Here is a 19,945-nt window from a genome sequence, read left to right on the forward strand (position 1 = left end):
TCAGGAGGGGTTATGCGGGGAATGCTCAGTGTCGATCAATTGTCCGATCTCGTTGCCGCAGGAGAGATCGACACGGTCATTACCTGCATGCCGGATATGCAGGGCCGGCTTGTCGGCAAACGCATGACGGGCAGCTTCTTTCTCGATAGCGCCATCAAGGAATCCCATAGCTGCAATTATCTTCTCACCGTCGACATGGATATGGAACCGGTGCCCGGTTACCGCTCGGCAAGCTGGGAGAAAGGCTACGGCGATTTCGCGCTGAAGCCGGACCTTTCCACCTTGCGGCGCATTCCCTGGCTGCCCGGCACGGCGCTGGTGATCTGCGATACGCAAGACCACAATGGCGAGGACATTCCCACCGCCCCGCGCGCCATCCTGAAAAAGCAGCTCAAACGCCTGGCCGGAAAAGGCATTACGGCGAAGATGGCCTCGGAGCTGGAGTTTTTTCTCTTCGACGACAGCTACCGCGAGGCGCATGAAAAGCGCTACCACGACCTGCAAACCGCCTCCTGGTATATCGAGGATTATCACGTCTTCCAGACCTCGAAGGAAGAAGGCGTGATGCGCGCCATCCGCAACGGGCTGGAAGGCGCGGGCATTCCGGTTGAAAACTCGAAAGGCGAATGGGGGCCGGGCCAGGAAGAAGTCAATGTGCGCTATGCCGAAGCGCTCGACATGGCGGACCGGCATGTGATCTTGAAAAACGGCATCAAGGAAATCGCCCATCTGCATGGCAAGTCCGTCACCTTCATGGCGAAGTGGCATTATGATCTTGCAGGCAATTCCTGCCACATCCATTCCTCGCTTTGGGATGCGAAGAAAGACACGCCGCTTTTCAAGCCTGAAAACGACGGCGAGATGACGCCGCTCTTCAAGCATTTCATTGCAGGCCAGCTCAGCGCGCTGCAGGAGATCAGCTATTTCCTCGCCCCTTACGTCAATTCCTATAAGCGCTTTGCCAATCTCTCCTTCGCGCCGACCAATGCCGTTTGGAGCCGGGACAACAGAACGGCGGCGCTGCGCGTTCTAGGAGATGGGGCCGGCACGCGGGTGGAAACCCGTGTGGGCGGCGCGGACCTTAACCCCTATCTTGCCTATGCGGCCATTCTTGCCGCCGGGCTGGGCGGGATCGAGCGGGAACTTGAACTGGGCGAGGAATTTCAGGGCGATGCCTATACGAAGGAAGGCATTCCCTCCCTCCCCCGTAACTTACGCGATGCGCTAAGCGCGCTGGAGGGCTCGGAAATGCTGCGCGCCGCCTTCGGCGAGGAGGTGATCGAGCATTACCTGCACACCGGACGCTGGGAACAATATGAGTATGAGCGCCGTATTACAGATTGGGAATTGATGCGGGGGTTCGAACGGGGATGACGAAGAAGCTCGAAGTTATATCGCCGGTCGACGGCTCGCTCTATGCCGAGCGGGAGCTGGCGGATGAGCGCGCCGCCGGGGCACTGCTTCAATCGGCGAAAAAGGCGCAAAAAGCCTGGTCGAAAGTGCCGCTGGAAGAGCGCGCTCATCTCTGCACCCGTTTCGTCGATGCCTTTTGCGCGATGAAAGACGAGATCGTGCCCGAACTTGCCTGGCAGATGGGCCGGCCCGTTGCCTTTGGCGCGGGCGAGGTCGCAGGCTTCGAAGAGCGCGCGCGGGCGATGATCGGGCTGGCCGAGGAGGCGCTTGCCCCTTATGTACCGCCCGCCAAAGACGGCTTTACCCGTTACATCCAGCGCGCGCCGCTGGGCGTCGTGCTCACCATTTCCGCCTGGAACTATCCTTATCTCATCGCGGTCAATTCCATTGTCCCCGCACTCATGGCCGGCAATAGCGTGGTGCTGAAAATGTCCCACCAGACGCCGCTTTGCGCCGAGCGCCTGGCGCTTGCTATGGAAAAGGCGGGCGCGCCGGACGGCATTTTCCAGATCGTTCATATGGACCATGTGACGACGGCGAAGGCCATCGCCCATCCGGAGGTGAATTACGTCGCCTTTACCGGCTCGGTAAGCGGGGGTGCGGCCATCGAGCGGGCCGCAACGGGCCGCTTCATCGGTGTAGGGCTTGAGCTTGGCGGCAAGGACCCCGCCTATGTGCGCGCCGATGCAAACCTTACCCACGCGGTGGAAGGACTGGTGGACGGCGCCTTCTTCAATTCCGGCCAATCCTGCTGCGGCATCGAGCGCATTTATGTTCATGAAAAAGTCTATGGCGATTTCATCGAGGCCTTCGAAAACCTGACCCGCCAATATGTGCTGGGCGATCCGCTGGACCCGGAAACGACGCTCGGCCCCATGGTGCGGCCGGGCGCGGCGGAATTCGTGCGCGGGCAGATTTCGGATGCGGTCCGCGCCGGTGCGCGCTCGCTGATCGATGAGGCGGAGTTTCCCGCCTCCCGCCCCGGCACCGCCTATCTTTCCCCCCATGTGCTGACGGATGTGACGCACAAGATGAGCCTGATGCGGGACGAGACCTTCGGGCCCGCCGTGGGCATCATGAAAGTCACCTCTGATGAAGACGCGCTGCAGCTGATGAATGACAGCCCTTACGGGCTCACCGCCTCGATCTGGACGGAAGATGAAGAAGCCGCCATCCGGCTCGGCGACGGTATCGATACCGGCACGGTTTTCATGAACCGCTGCGATTATCTCGATCCTTATCTCGCCTGGACGGGCGTCAAGGATTCAGGCCATGGCTGCACGCTCTCGCCCTTCGGCTATGAGGCGCTGACGCGGCCGAAATCCTATCACCTGCGCACGAAAACCTGAGGCGTATCTTAGGTGTTTGCCGTCCGCCCGAAATAATCCCGCATCGCGGCCGAGCCGAAGAGAAAGAACGTGATTGCGATATAGGCGGCATATTCCAGCGCCATGGCAAGCCAGCGCCCATCATGAACGAGGAATTGCGTCGTCTCGATCAGGCAGACCAGCGCCATGGCGCCGTAGCCTGCAACGACGGCGGGCGGCGTAAGCGGCCAGCGATAGAGAGTGCCGAGTAGAAAGACGATGGATGTATAAAGCACGGAAAGCCAATGCCCGGCCAGCATGAGCGGCGGGAAAAGCGGATTGGTGACGGGGGTCCACGGCACCTCGCCGAGCAGAAGCTCCGCCGTGCCCAGCGCCCAAATGAGCAGCCCTGCATGCAGGAGCACAAGCCCTGCAAGAACCGCCTTTGCGGGTTTTTGTCCCATGCCCCTCTCCTCCCTTTTCAGTTCAGCTCCCGGCTGCGATACTCCTCCCATGCATCACCTTGCAGCTTAGCACGCGGCTCCGCGCGGCATTCAACCTTCCAGGCAGTGACAGATGGACGATCCTTATATTTCCCTTCAAGCGGCCTGGTCCTACCCCACGGCAACGCGTTTCGGTGCCGGGCGGATCAAGGAACTGGCCGCTGTGTGCACGGCGCATGGCCTGCGCCATCCCCTCCTCGTCACCGATCCGGGCCTTGCCGGTCATGAGATGATCGCCGCCGCGCTGAACGATCTGGAAGAAGCCGGGCTTTCCCCGGCGCTCTTCGCAGACATTCAGGGCAACCCGGTGGGCGCGAATGTGGAAGCGGGGCTCGCCGCTTACCGCGCAGGCCGCCATGACGGAGTGATCGCGTTCGGGGGCGGCAGCGCGCTCGATGCGGGCAAGGCCATTGCATTCATGAGCGGGCAAACGCGCCCGCTCTGGGATTTCGAGGACCGGGAAGATTGGTGGACCCGCGCCGATGCGGCCGGGATCGCCCCCGTCATCGCCGTGCCGACCACGGCGGGCACAGGCTCTGAAATGGGCCGCGCCGCCGTCATCACAGACGAGCGCGACCACACGAAGAAAATCATCTTCCATCCCAAAATGCTGCCCGTGGAAGTGATCTGCGATCCGCAGCTCACTTGCGGCCTGCCCGCTACTATTACGGCGGCAACGGGCATGGACGCGCTCTCCCATTCCCTCGAGGCTTATTCGAGCCGCATCTGGCACCCGATGAGCCAGGGCATTGCGCTCGAAGCAATGCGCCTTGTGCATCGCTGGCTGCCCGAAGCGGTGAAGGACGGGGAGAACGTCGCCGCCCGCGCCCGCATGATGGCCGCCTCTTCCATGGGCGCGGTTGCCTTTCAAAAAGGGCTCGGCGCGATGCATGCGATGAGCCATCCTTGCTCTTCCCTTTGCGGCACCCATCACGGGCTCACCAATGCCGTCGTCATGCCATATGTGCTGCTCCATAACCGGCGCGCCATTGCCTATAAGATCGATGCGCTGGCGCGGTATCTCGATCTGCCGCGCCAGGATTTCGCGGGCTTCCTCGACTGGGTGGTGGAGCTGCGCCAGAAGATCGGCATTCCGGCGACGCTCGCCGAAATCGGCGTGACAAGCGATCTTATTCCCCGCCTTGCCGCCATGGCGCTGGAGGACCCGTCTAACGGGGGCAATCCGGTGGAGATGGATCAAGGCGCTTATGAAACGCTCTTTCAAAAGGCAATCGAGGGCGACCTGAGCTGAACTTGCTCAGTGTTCAAGCTCAATTGTCCCGCGCGCGGCGATTATGTATGGTCCGGCCCGGTTGAACGGCCTTTGGGGAGAGAGTAATGGCGCTCGACATGCAGTATAAAATTCCGGTGGCCCGCACCATCGCGGATTTGCGCGAGACGGTGAGCGCCTGGCGCAAGGAGAACCTGCGCGTCGGTTTCGTGCCCACCATGGGCGCACTGCATGAGGGTCATCTTTCGCTGGTCGACCTGGCAGGCGCGGATACGGACCGGGTTGTCGTGTCGATCTTCGTCAATCCGACGCAGTTCGCCCCCGGGGAAGATTTCGAGGCCTATCCGCGCACGGAAGCGGCGGATGCGGAAAAGCTTTCCTCCCGCGCCCATCTCATCTTTGCGCCCAGCGCGGCGGAAATGTATTCACCCGATTTTTCGACAAGCGTGCATGTCATGGGCGTGACGGAAGATCTCGACGGCGCGGCGCGGCCCACCCATTTTGCCGGGGTGGCGACGGTCGTCACGAAACTCCTGCTCGCGGTGCTGCCCGACAAGGCGGTCTTCGGCGAGAAAGACTATCAGCAGCTTCTCACCATCAAACGCATGGTGCGCGATCTCAATATCCCGGTGGAAATCATCGGCGGGCCGACGCACCGCGAGGAAGACGGCCTCGCCCGCTCCTCCCGCAACGCTTATCTGAGCGCCGGGGAACGCCAATCCGCCGGCAAGCTCAATGTCATCCTGCGCGAAACCGCTCATGCGGTGGCCAAAGGCGCGCCCATTGCCGCGGCAACCGAGGCGGGTATAACCGCGATCAAGGAAGCGGGCTTTCAAAGCGTCGATTATCTGGAAGTGCGCAACGCCGAGACGCTGGAGCCCTTTGCCAGCGGCAAGCCCGACGGGCCCGCGCGCATTCTCGTCGCGGCCCGGATCGGCAAGACGCGGCTGATCGACAATATGCCGGTGGAGTGAGAGGCCGCCACACCTTCACATGGCGCCGCCTTCCATGGACCCCGGGCTCGTCCCGGGGTCCACAAGAAGCGCTTAAAGCAGCCCGAGCGCACGTAATTCGGCGCGCATTTCAGGAGGCATGTCGCCTGCCGCGCCTTCTCCGCTCACATCTTCCGGCGCATCTTCCGCCTTCAAATAGCGCCAACCTTGAAAGGGGCGCCGGGCGCGCAGTTCCGTCTGCACGATCTCGGGATCGAGCACCAGACGGCAGCGGCGGATGCCTTCGTCATCGGTAAAAGTTTCGATGTCCAAAAGCCGCTGGCGGCAGCGGATAGAGCCTTTCATCACCCAGTAAAGCGAGCCGCCATCCAGAAGCTCGCCGGCGCGCTTCGGCACCATGCGGGTGATATGGACGATATCGTCGGGCAGACCCGCCTCGCGCTTTTGCTGGCGGCGCATGGCCTGCCATTTCACCAGTTCGTCCGGCTCCTCGACGCCGACGCATAATTTGATCAGATGCAGTGTCACGCATTCTCCTCGAAGGTCAGCAAGACGGCGCCCCCTTCGACCTGATCCCCCGCCTCGACATTCACCGCGCCGACCACGCTTTCGCCCGCCGCCTGCAGCGTCTGTTCCATCTTCATGGCTTCCAGCACGATGAGCGCATCGCCCTTGCGCACCTTCTGGCCGGCTTTGGCAAGCACCTGAACGATCTTGCCCGGCATGGGCGCGGTGAGCGCGCCGCTGCCCGCCTCATCGGCAAGATCCACATCGAGTGGATTGGGACGCGCGAACTCAAAGGCCGCGCCGCGCCACATCAGGGTAAAGCCGTCTTTGAGCTCGATTACACCGGCAGAAAGCCGTTTGCCATCCACAAGCGCGTGAAGCGTACCGTCTTCATCGAGGCTGCCTTCCACATAAAGATGCTGGTCTTCCACAATCACCTGCCAGCCATGGCCGTGCGCGCGCAGCTGATGCTCGAGCGTCTCCCCGCCGAAAAGCAGCCTCAAGTGCTCGGTGCGCGACCCGCCCAGCACCCAGCCGTCTTTGAGCGCCCAGGGGGAATGATAATCCTCCCCGAGAAGGGCAAGCTCGTCGGGCCCTTCCTCGCGCGCCAAAACCTCATGCAGCGCGGCAAGCGCGAGGACATCGGCGCCGGGGCGCATGTCCGCAGGCACCAGCGCGTCCAGATGCCGGTCGATAAAGCCCGTGTCGATCTCCCCGTCCCCGAAAGCCTTGTTGCCCGCAATGGCGGCAAGGAAAGAGACATTGCTTTTCAGTCCGGCGATCTGTGTTTCCTCAAGCGCGGTTTTAAGGCGGCGCAGCGCCCCTTCGCGCGTTTCATCCCAAACGATGAGCTTGGCGATCATGGGATCGTAGAACATCGAGACCGCATCGCCCTCGCGCACGCCCGTGTCGATGCGCACGAAGTCCGTCTCCTCGGCAAGGCGCAGCCGGTGCAGCGTGCCGGTGGAGGGGAAGAATTTCTTCGCCGGGTCTTCGGCGTAAATCCGCGCCTCGATGGCATGGCCCTGAATTTCAAGATCATTCTGGAGAGCAGGCAAGGGCTCGCCCGCAGCAACGCGCAGCTGCCACTCGACAAGGTCCTCGCCGGTGATCATCTCGGTAACGGGATGTTCCACCTGCAGGCGGGTATTCATTTCCATGAAGAAGAATTTATCCGCACTGAGCCCGCCCGAGGCATCGGCGATGAACTCGATCGTACCCGCCCCTTCATAGCCAATGGCCTTGGCCGCGGCGATCGCCGCCTCGCCCATGGCCCGGCGCATGTCTTCAGGCATGCCGGGCGCCGGCGCTTCTTCCAGCACCTTCTGGTGGCGGCGCTGCAAGGAACAGTCGCGCTCGAACAGATAAACCGCCTCGCCATGGCTATCGGCAAAGACCTGAATTTCGATATGGCGGGGCTGCGTGACGAATTTTTCGATCAGCACGCGTTCATCGCCGAACGCGGAGGCAGCTTCGCGCTGCGCCGATTGCAGCGCTTTATCGAATTCCGCCGCCGCCTCGACCTTGCGCATGCCCTTGCCGCCGCCGCCGGCCACCGCCTTGATGAGAACGGGATAACCGATCTTCTCTGCTTCCCCTTTCAGGAAAGCGGGGTCCTGATTGTCGCCGTGATAGCCGGGCACAACGGGCACACCCGCCTTTTCCATCAAGGCCTTGGCGGCATCTTTCAACCCCATCGCCTTGATGGCGCTGGCGGGCGGGCCGACGAAGATAATGCCCGCCTTGGCGCAGGCGTCCGCAAAGGCGGCGTTTTCGGAGAGAAAACCGTAACCCGGGTGAATAGCCTCCGCGCCCGATTTCCTGGCGACATCCAGAATCTTCTCGGCGACGAGATAGCTTTCATTCGCAGGTGACGGACCGATGTAATAGGCCTCATCCGCCAGCGCCACATGCAGCGCGTCGCGGTCGGCATCGGAGAAAACGGCGATCGTGCGCAGCCCCATGGCTTTGGCGGTGCGCATGACACGCACGGCAATTTCGCCCCGGTTGGCTATGAGCAGGGAATTGAACATGAAACCTCACATCCTGAAGACGCCGAAGCGGGTTTCGGGAATGGGCGCGTTGAGCGAAGCGGAAAGGGAGAGCGCCATGACGCGGCGGGTTTCCTCCGGCGTGATAATGCCGTCATCCCAAAGCCGTGAGGTGGCGAAGTATGGATGCCCCTCTTCCTCATATTGCCCGCGAATGGGCGCCTTGAAGGCTTCTTCGTCTTCCGCGCTCCAGCTTTCCCCGCGCGCTTCCATGCCGTCCCGCTTGACCGTGGCAAGGACGCTCGCCGCCTGCTCCCCGCCCATGACGGAGATGCGCGAATTCGGCCAGGCATAAAGGAAGCGCGGCGAGTAAGCCCGCCCGCACATGCCATAATTGCCTGCGCCGTAGGAGCCGCCGACAAGCACGGTGAATTTCGGCACCTGGGCGGAGGCGACCGCCGTCACCATCTTCGCCCCGTCCTTGGCGATGCCGCCCGTTTCATATTGGCGGCCCACCATGAAGCCGGAAATGTTCTGCAGGAAGAGCAGCGGAATGCGCCGCTGGCAGCACAGCTCGATGAAATGCGCGGCTTTGAGCGCGGACTCCGAAAAGAGAATGCCGTTATTGGCGATGATACCCACGGGATAGCCGTGAATATGAGCAAAGCCCGTCACCAGCGTCGTGCCGTAAAGCTTCTTGAATTCGTCGAATTCCGAGCCGTCCACCAGCCGGGCAATAACTTCGCGAATGTCATATTGAATAGAAAGCGAATAAGGCACGATGCCGTTAAGCTCCGCCGGGTCGTAAAGCGGCTCGCGCGGCGCGCTGAGCGGAATGGCGATGTTCTTCTTCCGGTTCAAGGTCGCAACGATGCGCCGCGTAATGGCAAGCGCATGGGTGTCGTCATGGGCGTAATGGTCCGTCACCCCGCTTTTACGCGAATGAACGTCGGCCCCGCCCAGATCCTCGGCGCTCACCACCTCGCCGGTCGCCGCTTTGACGAGCGGCGGGCCGCCCAGAAAGATCGTGCCTTGCTGGCGCACGATCACGGTCTCGTCCGACATGGCCGGCACATAGGCCCCGCCCGCCGTGCACGAGCCCATGACCACCGCGATTTGCGGAATGCCTTTGGCGGACATATTGGCCTGGTTGAAAAAGATCCGCCCGAAATGCTCTTTATCCGGAAAGATGTCGGCCTGGTTCGGCAGGTTCGCCCCGCCCGAATCCACCAGATAGATGCAGGGCAGATGGTTTTGCAGCGCGACTTCTTGCGCGCGCAAATGCTTCTTCACCGTTTCAGGATAATAGGTGCCGCCCTTGATCGTCGCATCGTTGCAGACGATGACGCATTCCTGCCCCGAGACACGGCCGATCCCCGTGATGATGCCTGCCGCATGAATGTCCCCGCCGTAAAGCCCGTGGGCGGCCATGGGCGACAGTTCGAGGAAAGGCGTGCCGGGATCGATCAATCCCATCACCCGCTCGCGCGGCAAAAGCTTGCCGCGTGAAACGTGGCGTTCACGCGAACGCTGATCGCCGCCGCTTGCGTGTTTTTCACGCTGGCGGGAAAGGTCTTCAAGAATTCCCTCCATGCTGGCAAGGTTTTCCTGATAACGTTCATCGCGGGTCGAGATGGAGCTTTTGAGAACGGCCATTTGCCGCATGCCTCCGTTTATCGTTCTGGCGGCGCGTGGTAGAATAGTTCGTGACGCTAACTACTTTGGGGGGAGCATAGCCACATGTTAGCTGAAGCCAAGATATTTTTGGACCGCTGGCACGGGTATATGAAAAAGCCCGACCCGGCTTTGCTGGACGGTTTGCTCGCCGAAAACGCCTCGATTTCCTCCCCCGCCTATTTCAAGCCCAAACAGTCCAAAGCCTATGTGGCGGCCATTCTAACGGCGGTGAACGAGGGCTTCGAGGATTTCCGCTACACAAAAGAGTGGGTCGATGGGCGCGAGATGATTCTCGAATTCGAGGCGCGCATCGGCGACACCCAACTCAAGGGTATCGACCGGATCACGGTGGATGGCGAGGGCCGCCTTCAGCATATCGAAGTACTGATCCGGCCTCTCAACGGCCTCATCGCCCTTGCCGACCACGTCAAAGCCTGTCTTGCAAAGGAAGCTGCCTGACCCATGCGCGCGCTTAAAATCATCGCCGTTACGCTTCTGATCGTCATCATCGCCATTGGGGTGATGTATCAATATTACCTGGGCTCCGACCTGGTAGCCGAGCCGCGCCTTGAAGGCGCGCTCACCGGCCACACGCTTGCCCATGGCGGCAAGGAGCGCAGCTACCGGCTCTATACGCCGAAGGAAGTTGCCGCCGACCCGCCGGTGGTTTTCGTGCTGCATGGCTCGGACGGAGACGGCGACCGCATCCGTGCGCTCACCGCCTATGAGTTCGACAAGATCGCCGACGCCCATGGCGCGCTTATCGTTTATCCGGACGGGTATGAGCGGCACTGGAACGATTGCCGCGCGGCGGGCCCTTATGCGGCGAATGAAGAAAATATCGACGATGTGGGCTTTCTGCTCGCCATTGCCGAAAAGCATGGGAGCCCGCATGGCACGCCCAAGCTCTTTGCCACCGGCCTTTCGAATGGCGGACACATGGCCTACCGGCTGGCGCTCGAAGTGCCCGAAGCCATGACCGGCATTGCCGCCATTGCCGCGAACCTGCCCGCAGAAAGCAATATGGACTGCACCGAACAGCCGGGCAGCACGGCGGTGCTGGTGATGAACGGCACGGCGGACCCGGTCAATCCTTACGCGGGCGGTACGGTTTCGCTTTTCGGCACCGGCAACCGGGGCATGGTGCTTTCCACCGAAGCCACGACCGAGTTCTGGGCAAAGAAAGCCGGTCAAGACACGACCATCGCCGTTCACTACGATGACACGGTGGACGATGGCACACGGGCCGCTGAAATCGCCTGGAAAGATCCCGGCAAACCGCCCGTCGCCAATCTAACGCTGATCGGCGGCGGCCACACGATCCCGCATCCGGATCAGCGCATGCCGCGCCTCCTCGGCCCCACCGCCCATGACATTAACGGGCCGGAGGAAATCTGGAAATTCTTCGAAGAGGCGATGGCCGCGCGCGGCTAGCCGTTATTGCAGCCGTTCCACCGCAAGGGCCACGGCTTCGCCGCCGCCAATGCACAAGGAGGCCACACCTTTCTTGGCATCGCGCTTTTCGAGCGCGTTGAGCAGAGTGACGAGAATGCGCGCGCCCGACGCGCCGATGGGATGGCCGAGGGCGCAGGCGCCGCCGAACACATTCACCTTGTCATGGGGCAGATCGAGCTCCTGCATCGCCGCCATGGTGACGCAGGCAAAGGCTTCGTTAATCTCGTAAAGATCGACGTCGCCCGCGCTCCAGCCCGTGCGCTCCAGAAGCTTTTTCATGGCGCCCACCGGGGCGGTGGTGAACCAGGCCGGTTCCTGCGCATGGCCGGCCTGCCCGCGAATGGCGGCAAGCGGCGTCAGCCCGCGCTTTTCTGCTTCCGACAGGCGCATGAGAACGAGCGCGGCCGCCCCGTCCGAAATGGAGCTGGAATTTGCCGCCGTCACCGTGCCGTCCTTGGCGAAGGCAGGCTTCAGATTCGGGATCTTTGAAGGATCGGCTTTCAGCGGCTGCTCATCGTCCTTCACCACGCTTTCGCCTTTGCGGGTCTTCACCGTCACTTGCGCAATTTCAGGCGCGAAGGAGCCGTCCTTCGTTGCTTTTTGCGCGCGGGCAAGCGACTCGATCGCATAAGCGTCCTGCGCCTCGCGGGTGAACTGATAATGCTGCGAGGTCGCCTCGGCGAAAACGCCCATGGCCGTGCCTTCATAAGCATCTTCCAGCCCGTCGAGGAACATATGGTCCTTCACCTCGCCGTGGCCCATGCGCATGCCGCCGCGGGCATTGGGCAGGAGGTAAGGCGCATTGGTCATGCTTTCCATGCCGCCTGCGATCATCACATCGCCCCGGCCAAGCGCGATGGCGTCATGCGCCAGCATCACCGCTTTAAGGCCCGAGCCGCAGACCTTGTTGATGGTCGAGCAGGCGGTGCCGTCCTCAAGACCGGCATTGCGGATCGCCTGGCGGCCCGGCGCCTGCTTGGCGCCTGCGGGCAGCACACAGCCCATGAACGCTTCATCCACATCGCCCGCGCCCAGCTTTGCCCGCAAGACGGCTTCCTTCACCGCGACGGTGCCAAGCTCAGGGCCCGACAGCGGCGCCAGAGCCCCCTGAAACCCGCCCATCGGCGTGCGCGCGGCGGAGACGATGACGATCGGATCGCGTTCGGACTGGGACATATGCAAACCTCACTGATATGGTCGGTACCGTTTGGGGCGAGACCCTACACCAAAAAATAAAAAAGAGGGAGAGCGGGGTTGGAGAGCTTTCTTCACGATTTAAGCTGGGTATTGCCGCTGCGCAGCGGCATGGCAACGCCGGTATTCCAGGCCTTTACCTGGGCCGGATACACCACATTTTACATCATTCTTCTGGCGCTCGGATACTGGATGCTGGGCAAGAGGGTGTTCGCCCGGCTTGCCGTGCTGGTCGGTATTTCCGCATTGATCAACGCATTTTTGAAGGACTTCTGGCAGGACCCGCGCCCGGCAGATGCCTTCCGTCTCGACCATGCGGTGGGCGAATCCTATGGCATGCCCTCGGGCCACGCCCAGGTGTCGCTGACGACCTGGGGCTTTCTGGCGCTGAGCGTCCGGCAGACCTGGGCCTGGCTCGGCGCAGGCATCATGATTGCCGGGATCGCCTTTTCCCGGCTCTATCTCGGCGTTCACGATGTGGAGGACATTCTGACGGGCTGGGCCGTCGGTATTCTGGTGCTGGGCGGTTTCGTCTGGTTCCTGCGGGCCCACGATCACCGCTGGCACGATCTGCATTGGAGCTTCCAGCTCGTGCTGCTGGCCATTCTGCATGGGGCGGCCTGGTTCTTCTGGCCGGGCGGGCCGAGCGAGGCCTTTGCCATTTGCGCACTGCTGGCCGGCTGGTGGCTGGCAATCCTTGCGGACAAGAATTTCATCGCCTTTCAGCCCCGGAGCGAATGGTGGGCGCGCGGCCTCTCGGGCCTCATCGGCATTGCCGGTCTCTTCGCGCTCTCGGCCGCTTGGGGGAAAGCGGCGGCGGCCATCGGCCTTGGCGATATTGCCGCAGGTTACGCGCGCACGCTCATCATCGCGCTCTATATCGGGGCCATCGCGCCGCCGCTCTTTCAGCTCATGCGCCTTGCCGAAAAGAAACCGGAGGCCGCCGCCTAACGCGGCCTCACCACAAGATGCTGCCTTGCCGTGCCGAAATAGCCGCTCTTATCGGCGAGCTTGCCCATGGCAAGGCAGCCCCCTTCCCCATCGAGCCAGCTTTCCGCATCGAGCAGCACCCACTCGCCTTGCGGATAGCGGATGAGATCGATGGTGAGGTCCGCATTCACGAAGGTCCATTTCGTGAAATCGAGCGCTGAGGATTGGCCGTTGCAGAAGTCCCCGCTCGCCACCGCGCGCATCAGCGGGCTGATCTCCTCGCCTTCCACCATGGCACGGTCGATCCGGTACCAGACGGCGGCAGGACCCGGCTCGCGGAACGCGCCTTTGGCCTGGCGCACGGAAAGACCGGCAACAAAAGGGCTCGTGCCGGAAAAAACGTCTGTCTCCTCGGGAATGTCATCGGCATAGGGAAGTGCCAGCGCAGGCGGCTGGCTGAGCGCGGGCGTCTCCACCTTCTGCTTGCGCACGGCAAGCACGCTGGCCCAGACCGTCTCCTTGCCGCCTTGCACGATGCGGATATCGAGCACCTTGATCTGCCGGCCCTCGCGGACCGGCGTGATGCGCAGGTCCATCGGCGCGATCGGCACCGGGCGCATCAGATCGATGGTGAGCCGCGAGACGAGAAAATCTTCATCATCGATATAGCGCTCCGCCGCCCGCGCGATCAGCGAGGACGGGGCCGAACCGTGCTGCATGCCCGGGTCCCAGGGCCCCGCCGCATCGGAGGTGGGAATGATGAGGCCGTTCTCTTCGGAAAAAATCGCGCGCATGAGCACTCCTTGCCGGTTTTTGCCGGTCTTATTTGGGCAAGCGGAGAGAAGAAACAACTATTTGCGAGGTAAGCGCAAAGTGCTTTGCGTTTTCCTGCCGTCCCTTACGCCGCCTTCTTTTCTTTTGTCATGGCCCGGTTTATCCGGGCCATCCATGGCAACTTGCTGAAACGCTCAAGAGAACCGCCCTTGGATGCCCCGCATAAAGCGGGGCATGACACATAAAGGAAAGCAGGTTCTATCGTTTCTTATGCCGTTTCGCTAAAGAGCTCCCGGCCGATCAGCATGCGGCGGATTTCGCTGGTGCCCGCGCCGATTTCATAAAGCTTGGCATCACGCAGGAGGCGGCCCGTCGGATATTCGTTGATATAACCATTCCCGCCCAGCGCCTGAATGGCTTCGAGCGCCATCCATGTCGCTTTTTCCGCCGAATAAAGAATGGCCGCCGCCGCATCCTTGCGCGTCGTCTCGCCCCGGTCGCACGCTTTTGCCACCGCATACACATAAGCGCGGGCGGCATTCATGACCGTGTACATATCCGCCACCTTGCCCTGCATGAGCTGGAACTCGCCGATCGCCTGGCCGAACTGTTTGCGCTCATGCAGATAAGGCACCACCGCATCCATGCAGGCGCGCATGATGCCGAGCGGGCCGCCGGAAAGCACCACGCGTTCGTAATCGAGCCCGCTCATCAAGACGCGCACGCCTTCATTCAGCTTACCGAGAATGTTTTCTTCCGGCACTTCGCAATCTTGAAACACAAGCTCGCAGGTGTTGGAGCCGCGCATGCCCAGCTTGTCGAGCTTCTGCGCCGTGGAAAATCCTTTAAAGCCCTTTTCGATGAGAAAGGCCGTAATGCCGCGCGGACCGGCATCCGGTTCGGTCTTGGCATAAACGACCAGCGTGTCCGCATCCGGGCCGTTGGTGATCCACATCTTGTTGCCGTTCAGCACATAGCGCTCGCCCTTTTTGTCGGCGCGCAGCTTCATGGAAACGACATCGGAGCCGGCGCCCGGCTCGCTCATGGCCAGCGCGCCGATATGTTCGCCGGAAACGAGTTTGGGCAGGTATTTCTGCTTCTGCGCTTCGGTGCCCATGCGGCGGATCTGATTGACGCAAAGATTGGAATGAGCGCCGTAGGAAAGGCCGACACTGGCCGAGCCGCGGCTGATCTCTTCCATTGCCACGACGTGCTCGAGATAGCCCATGGCCGAGCCGCCATATTCCTCTTCCACCGTCACGCCGAGAAGACCGAGCCCGCCCAGCTCGCGCCAAAGCTCTTTCGGGAATTCATTCGTGCGGTCGATCTCGGCGGCGCGCGGGGCGATCTTGGCTTGAGAAAAATTATGTGCCGTCTCGCGCAGCATGTCGGCGGTATCGCCAAGATCGAAATTGAGTGAAGGATAAGCGGCGCTCATCGGCGTTTCTCCCGTTCGTCTGAATACGTGAAGCTGTGTGCCAGCTTGCTTTTGATTAAGGGCGGTAGCGGTTCACGCTGTCCGTTTCGGTAAAGACGGTATAAAAACCGGGGCCGGACGCCCCGCCGATCGCCACGACACCGCCCCGTCCCGGCACCAGCGTGAGCCCATGGCGCGGCGTGGGCAGCGGCGCCTCTTCCCGCCAGTTTTTTCCGGTCACATCGAGCACGTAATGCGTTGCATGGGTTTGCGGCGGTGAGGCCTGCTCGCCGCCCACGACGTGAATGTTCTCCCCGAAAACAGCTGCCGCATGACCGGCCCGCGGCGCGGGAAGCGCCGGGCCTTCGCGCCAGCTTCCCGTTTCCACATCGAAAATATCAACCCGGCCCGTTATCTCGCCATTGGAAAGCCGCCCGCCGATCGCATAGAGCTTGCCCTTATGCGCCACAAGCGCCAGACCCGAGCGGGGCTGGGGCATGGGCGCGGAAAGGGCGGACCATTCTTCCGCCCCCGGATCGTAAACCAGAACGCTTGCCGCGCTGCCGCCCTCGCCGCCGACGACATAAAGCTTGCCCCCGAGCGCCGCCATGCCATGCCAGGCGCGGGGCGTGGGCATATCCGGCCCGCTGACCCAGAAGCCGAGCGAAGGATCGAGCACCCAGAGGCTGGCATTGTCCGCGCCCTTGCTTTCCTTCAGATAGCCGCCGGAAAGATAAATCAGCCCGCCAAGGCTTGCCATGGCGCCTTGCTGCACCCCTTCGGGAAGCGCGGGGCCCGAGCGCCAGATATCGCCCAGCATGTCGTAAATCTCGACACTGTTCTGAGGCGCCGTGATGCCCGCACCGCCTGCGACATAAATGTCTTCGCCGCGCACGGCGGCAGATGAGAACGCGCGGGCATTGTTCATCGGCACGCCGTCGTTCCACTCGCCCGCCGCCGCGCCATGAGCGCCCGTCAGGCTCAAGAGCAGAAAAGACGCAATCACACCTGCCAAACGCATCACACTCTCCTTCCGCCTTCCGCTCACATGAGCCAGATCGCGGCCAAGCCGAGAAAGGCAAAAAACCCGACCACATCGGTCATCGTCGTCACAAAGACACTGGACGCAACCGCCGGGTCGATATTCATGCGGTCGAGCGCCATGGGCACGAGAATACCCGAAACGGCCGCCACCACCATGTTTACAATCATGGCGGCACCAAGCACGACGCCGAGCATCGCATCCTGAAACCAGACGCCGCCGACGGCGCCGATAAGCAGGGCAAAGAGAATGCCGTTGACGACGCCGACCATTAATTCGCGGCGCATGAAGCGCAAAGCATTCAAAGGCCCGAGCTCGCGCGTTGCCAGACTGCGCACGGCAACGGTCATGGTCTGCGTGCCCGCATTGCCGCCCATGGAAGCAACGATCGGCATGAGCACGGCGAGCGCCACCATCTGCTCGATCGTGGCATCGAAGAGGCCGATCACGACCGAGGCAAGGATAGCGGTGAGAAGATTGACGAAGAGCCAGGAGAAACGGTTGCGCGCGGTCAGCGCCACGCTGTCCCCCACCGCTTCTTCGTTCACGATACCGCCCATCAGCCGGATATCTTCCGTCGCCTCTTCGGAGATCACCTCGACGATGTCGTCCACCGTCGTCACCCCGACAAGCCGGTCGTTCTCGTCGATCACGGCGGCCGAGATCAAATCGTATTTTTCAAAGAGCCGGGCGACTTCTTCCCGGTCGGTATCGACGCGGATCAGCGTCTGCTCGGTATTCATGATGTCCGAGATTTTCGTCGGACGTTTGGAGCGCATCACCCGGTAAAGCGGCACCGTGCCGATGGGCCGGTAAGCGGGATCGACGACGAAAATTTCATAGAACTCGTCGGGCAGGTCTTCCGCCTCGCGCATATAGTCGATCGTGTGGCCCACATCCCAGAAGGGCGGTACCGCCACGAGATGGCGCTGCATGAGGCGCCCGGCACTGTCCTCGGGATATTCGAGCGCCCGCTCCAAAGCCGCCCGTTCATCCGCCGGCATTTGCGAGAGGATTTCCTGCTGGCCTTGCTGGTCGAGGTCTTCGAGCAGATAGACGGCATCGTCCGAATCCATTTCGGCGAGCGCCTGAGCAATGTCGCCCGGATCGAGCAGCGCGATCACTTCATCGCGCACGCCCTCTTCAAGCTCGGAGAGCACTTCGGGCTTGAGCTCCGGGCCCAGCATCTCCACCAGCGCGCGGCGCTCATCCGTGCGCATGAGATCGAGCAGCTCGGCAATATCCGCCGGGCGCATCGGCGCGATGAGATTGCGGACCTGATCCCCGTCCCCGCGATCGAGCGCATCGATCACCTGCCGCACGAATTGCGGGGTCAAGGGATCGTCACGCTCTTCACTTTGTCTGGCGACGGCTGTTTCGCTCAATTCGTCTCACCTTGCGCAAAGAGGCACTAAAAGGCCGGACCTTGAGAAAGCCCGGCCGCATTCGAATCGTCCCGCCTAGTTTGCGACAAAGCAAGCGGCGGCGCCAGTTCCGGTTCGAAAGGATATAGGGAAAGCCGGGCATGAAAAAAGCCGGGTTTCCCCGGCTTTTTCATCGTTTGGTGCGGACGAGAAGACTCGAACTTCCACGGGTTTTACCCCACAGCGACCTCAACGCTGCGCGTCTACCAATTCCGCCACGTCCGCAGGCCATACGATTGGTGGCGGTGATGTAACAAATAGATTTGCGCTGCACAAGCCTCTTCGCACCGCCCGCCGCTTTAAATCGGGCGGCAAATCAGATGCCGTCGCCGTCCGTGTTGGCCGGCAGGTGAATGCCGCACTCGTCCTTGTCGAGCCCGGCCCAGCGCCCGTCCCGGTAGCTGCCGCCTTCCTTCACCCGGCTGGTGCAGGGCATGCACCCGATGGAGGGATAGCCGTCCTTGACCAGCGGATGGCGGGGCAGCTTGTATTTATCGAGATAGGCTTCAAGATCATCCAAGTCCCATAGGGCCAGCGGGTTGATCTTGAAGCGGGTGCCCTCGCCCATCCGCACTTTTTCTTCCTCGATGGCGTGCATGGCGGCCCGTGTCGAGGTCTGGAAGCGCTTGCGGCCCGTAATGGAAGCGCGGAAGGGTTTCAGCCCGCGCTCAAGCGGCAGCACCTTGCGGATGAAACAGCAATCGTCGGGATTGGAATTCCAGAGCACCCCGTCCGGGTCCTTGGCATTCACGTCGTCCGGATGGGGCCCGATGGCCCTGAGATCGGTCAGGCCGAGCTTGTCCTGCAACCGGTCGCGGTAGCGCAGCGTCTCACCGAAGAGCTTGCCGGTATTGAGAAAGAGCACCGGCGTCGCCGGGTCGATCTGCGAAACCATGTGCAGCAGCACAGCGGATTCCGCCCCGAAGGAGGAAACCACGGCGATCTCGCCCAGGAATTCCTCCTTGATCAGCGCCTCAAGAAGCGGCGCGCCGGTCAGGCCCTCATACTTCTCCCTGAGGCGAAGCAGTTCGGGCGAGGTAACATTCTCGCTATCCATGGCCGCGGCACGGCGGTCGACGGTCTGCGTCTGCGCTGTTGCTAGCGTCATTTGAGCCATCCTTTATCCTCAATGAAGCGTTCCGTTTTCGCGCTGACCTGGGGGAGCGAAAGTCCTTCGGCGCGCCATTTCAGGCGCTGCGCGGCCACTTCGTCCAACCGGTCCGCCCATTCCGGGCCGAAAATTCTCTCCAAATAGCGCCTGATGAAGCGGGCCATGCCAGGCGCCTTGCCGCCCGTCAGGATCGCCAGGATCAGGTCGCCCCGGCGTACCAAGGCCGGCACATGGAAGTCGCAAAGGTCGCGCTCGTCTTCCACATTGACGAGAGCGCCCGCTTCGCGCGCCACCGCGGCGAGACGCTCGCCTTCGGCGCGGGGCAGCCCCGCCACGAACACCACCCGGGCGGCCTTGACGGCCTCCAAGTCGGCCTCAGGGCCCTCAGCAGCCTCCGCCAGCGGACCATCCGCCTCGGCGCTGAAGACCCGCAGCTTGCCGGTGCCGCCCGCTTTCAAAAGCGCCAAGCGCTTTTCGCCCGCCTCGCCGGCGGCAACCAGCACGGTCGGGCATAGATCGAGGTCAAGGCTGATGGGCAGCATCGCGGCTATCCTGTGCCATCATGAAAGCCCTGTCGCTTCCATTGCACAATCAGATAAGCTGTTTTTCCAAATAATTCAATATTTGAAAGTAGAATAGAAAATATAACACTTATAACATGTTATATATAAGCCGGTGAACCCGCCATATAGACAGAGGCGTTTCAGAAAGAAATATCGGCTAGGCTCAGGCGATGGATTCGAAATTGCGGATTTTGTCGGTAATCGACACGGCAATCTTGTCGCCTTGGACCACAATCTCCCCGCGCGCGATGGGGATATTATTGGCCAGGACCCAGATTTCCTCATCCTGCTGGGCGTCGAGTTCGATCACGGCGCCGCGGCCCATTTTCAAAAGCTGGTGGATCGGCATACGGGACCGGCCAAGGACCACCGAAATCTCGATATGGACCTTGTTAATGGCTGTGACGCTTTCCATAACTTCCAATGCACTCATAAAACAGCTCCTGAACCTGC

19 protein-coding genes and 1 tRNA gene are annotated in these 19,945 nt (G+C 61.7%); 7 read left to right on the forward strand and 13 right to left on the reverse strand.

What is annotated here, in order from left to right; genetic code table 11:
- Nucleotides 1-12: 12 nt before the first annotated feature.
- Together M2A_RS14360 and M2A_RS14365 are read left to right on the forward strand one after the other, a co-directional pair.
- Complete coding sequence (locus tag M2A_RS14360) at nt 13-1,374, forward strand: glutamine synthetase family protein (protein ID WP_045448897.1); 1,362 nt, start codon at nt 13-15, stop codon at nt 1,372-1,374.
- Entirely contained in the window at nt 1,371-2,762 is a 1,392-nt protein-coding gene (locus M2A_RS14365; RefSeq protein ID WP_045448898.1) for an aldehyde dehydrogenase family protein, read from the forward strand. Before M2A_RS14360 ends, M2A_RS14365 begins: the two co-directional genes overlap by 4 nt.
- An 8-nt stretch (nt 2,763-2,770) precedes the next feature.
- Here M2A_RS14365 and M2A_RS14370 read toward each other — a convergent pair whose 3' ends face one another.
- On the reverse strand, nt 2,771-3,184 hold the full coding sequence (locus M2A_RS14370; protein WP_045448899.1) for a hypothetical protein: 414 nt from the start codon (nt 3,182-3,184) through the stop codon (nt 2,771-2,773).
- A gap of 127 nt (nt 3,185-3,311) precedes the next feature.
- Here M2A_RS14370 and M2A_RS14375 point away from each other — a divergent pair, with 127 nt between their 5' ends.
- Both M2A_RS14375 and panC read left to right on the forward strand, forming a co-directional pair.
- Nucleotides 3,312-4,475: an iron-containing alcohol dehydrogenase gene (locus tag M2A_RS14375; protein ID WP_045449010.1), complete on the forward strand. Its 1,164-nt coding sequence runs from the start codon at nt 3,312-3,314 to the stop codon at nt 4,473-4,475.
- Nucleotides 4,476-4,561: 86 nt separating this feature from the next.
- Nucleotides 4,562-5,428: a pantoate--beta-alanine ligase gene (gene panC / locus M2A_RS14380; RefSeq protein WP_197052958.1), complete on the forward strand. Its 867-nt coding sequence runs from the start codon at nt 4,562-4,564 to the stop codon at nt 5,426-5,428.
- A 72-nt stretch (nt 5,429-5,500) separates the two neighbouring features.
- Here the strand turns inward: panC and M2A_RS14385 are convergent, their stop codons facing one another.
- From M2A_RS14385 to M2A_RS14395, 3 genes are read right to left on the reverse strand one after another with little or no spacing between them, the layout of a single operon-like run.
- Entirely contained in the window at nt 5,501-5,935 is a 435-nt protein-coding gene (locus tag M2A_RS14385; RefSeq protein WP_045448901.1) for a DUF1489 family protein, read from the reverse strand.
- Entirely contained in the window at nt 5,932-7,947 is a 2,016-nt protein-coding gene (locus tag M2A_RS14390; RefSeq protein WP_045448903.1) for an acetyl/propionyl/methylcrotonyl-CoA carboxylase subunit alpha, read from the reverse strand. Before M2A_RS14390 ends, M2A_RS14385 begins: the two co-directional genes overlap by 4 nt.
- Nucleotides 7,948-7,953: 6 nt before the next feature.
- Nucleotides 7,954-9,561 (reverse strand): carboxyl transferase domain-containing protein, encoded by a 1,608-nt coding sequence (locus M2A_RS14395; protein WP_045449014.1) that lies wholly within the window; start codon nt 9,559-9,561, stop codon nt 7,954-7,956.
- Nucleotides 9,562-9,645: 84 nt separating this feature from the next.
- On the opposite strand from M2A_RS14395, the gene M2A_RS14400 reads away from it, so the two are divergent.
- Together M2A_RS14400 and M2A_RS14405 are read left to right on the forward strand one after the other, a co-directional pair.
- Nucleotides 9,646-10,041, forward strand: a complete 396-nt coding sequence (locus M2A_RS14400; protein ID WP_045448906.1) for a hypothetical protein — start codon at nt 9,646-9,648, stop codon at nt 10,039-10,041.
- Nucleotides 10,042-10,044: 3 nt separating this feature from the next.
- Entirely contained in the window at nt 10,045-11,016 is a 972-nt protein-coding gene (locus M2A_RS14405; RefSeq protein ID WP_045448908.1) for a CE1 family esterase, read from the forward strand.
- A gap of 3 nt (nt 11,017-11,019) precedes the next feature.
- Here the strand turns inward: M2A_RS14405 and M2A_RS14410 are convergent, their stop codons facing one another.
- Complete coding sequence (locus M2A_RS14410) at nt 11,020-12,213, reverse strand: acetyl-CoA C-acyltransferase (protein WP_045448910.1); 1,194 nt, start codon at nt 12,211-12,213, stop codon at nt 11,020-11,022.
- Nucleotides 12,214-12,291: 78 nt separating this feature from the next.
- Here M2A_RS14410 and M2A_RS17560 point away from each other — a divergent pair, with 78 nt between their 5' ends.
- Entirely contained in the window at nt 12,292-13,182 is an 891-nt protein-coding gene (locus M2A_RS17560; RefSeq protein ID WP_052379522.1) for a phosphatase PAP2 family protein, read from the forward strand.
- Here the strand turns inward: M2A_RS17560 and M2A_RS14420 are convergent.
- From M2A_RS14420 to M2A_RS14455, 8 genes are all read right to left on the reverse strand, one after another.
- Entirely contained in the window at nt 13,179-13,955 is a 777-nt protein-coding gene (locus M2A_RS14420; RefSeq protein ID WP_045449018.1) for a thioesterase family protein, read from the reverse strand. The genes M2A_RS17560 and M2A_RS14420 overlap by 4 nt on opposite strands.
- Nucleotides 13,956-14,203: 248 nt before the next feature.
- Nucleotides 14,204-15,373, reverse strand: a complete 1,170-nt coding sequence (locus M2A_RS14425; protein WP_045448911.1) for an isovaleryl-CoA dehydrogenase — start codon at nt 15,371-15,373, stop codon at nt 14,204-14,206.
- A gap of 55 nt (nt 15,374-15,428) precedes the next feature.
- Entirely contained in the window at nt 15,429-16,373 is a 945-nt protein-coding gene (locus M2A_RS17565; RefSeq protein ID WP_052379523.1) for a Kelch repeat-containing protein, read from the reverse strand.
- A gap of 23 nt (nt 16,374-16,396) precedes the next feature.
- A complete protein-coding gene (mgtE, locus tag M2A_RS14435; protein ID WP_045448912.1) occupies nt 16,397-17,779 on the reverse strand; it encodes a magnesium transporter in 1,383 nt (460 codons plus the stop codon).
- A 177-nt stretch (nt 17,780-17,956) separates the two neighbouring features.
- Nucleotides 17,957-18,043: transfer RNA gene (locus tag M2A_RS14440), tRNA-Leu, on the reverse strand.
- Nucleotides 18,044-18,134: 91 nt separating this feature from the next.
- A complete protein-coding gene (locus tag M2A_RS14445) occupies nt 18,135-18,926 on the reverse strand; it encodes a phosphoadenylyl-sulfate reductase (RefSeq protein WP_244444465.1) in 792 nt (263 codons plus the stop codon).
- Nucleotides 18,923-19,471, reverse strand: a complete 549-nt coding sequence (locus tag M2A_RS14450) for a precorrin-2 dehydrogenase/sirohydrochlorin ferrochelatase family protein (RefSeq protein WP_045448914.1) — start codon at nt 19,469-19,471, stop codon at nt 18,923-18,925. Before M2A_RS14450 ends, M2A_RS14445 begins: the two co-directional genes overlap by 4 nt.
- 184 nt (nt 19,472-19,655) lie before the next feature.
- Nucleotides 19,656-19,925 carry a FliM/FliN family flagellar motor switch protein gene (locus M2A_RS14455; RefSeq protein ID WP_045448916.1) on the reverse strand — a complete coding sequence of 90 codons (270 nt, stop codon included), beginning with the start codon at nt 19,923-19,925 and terminating at the stop codon, nt 19,656-19,658.
- Between the last annotated feature and the right edge of the window lie 20 nt (nt 19,926-19,945).

The sequence above is a fragment of the Tepidicaulis marinus genome, assembly GCF_000739695.1.
GTDB classification, from domain to species: domain Bacteria; phylum Pseudomonadota; class Alphaproteobacteria; order Parvibaculales; family Parvibaculaceae; genus Tepidicaulis; species Tepidicaulis marinus.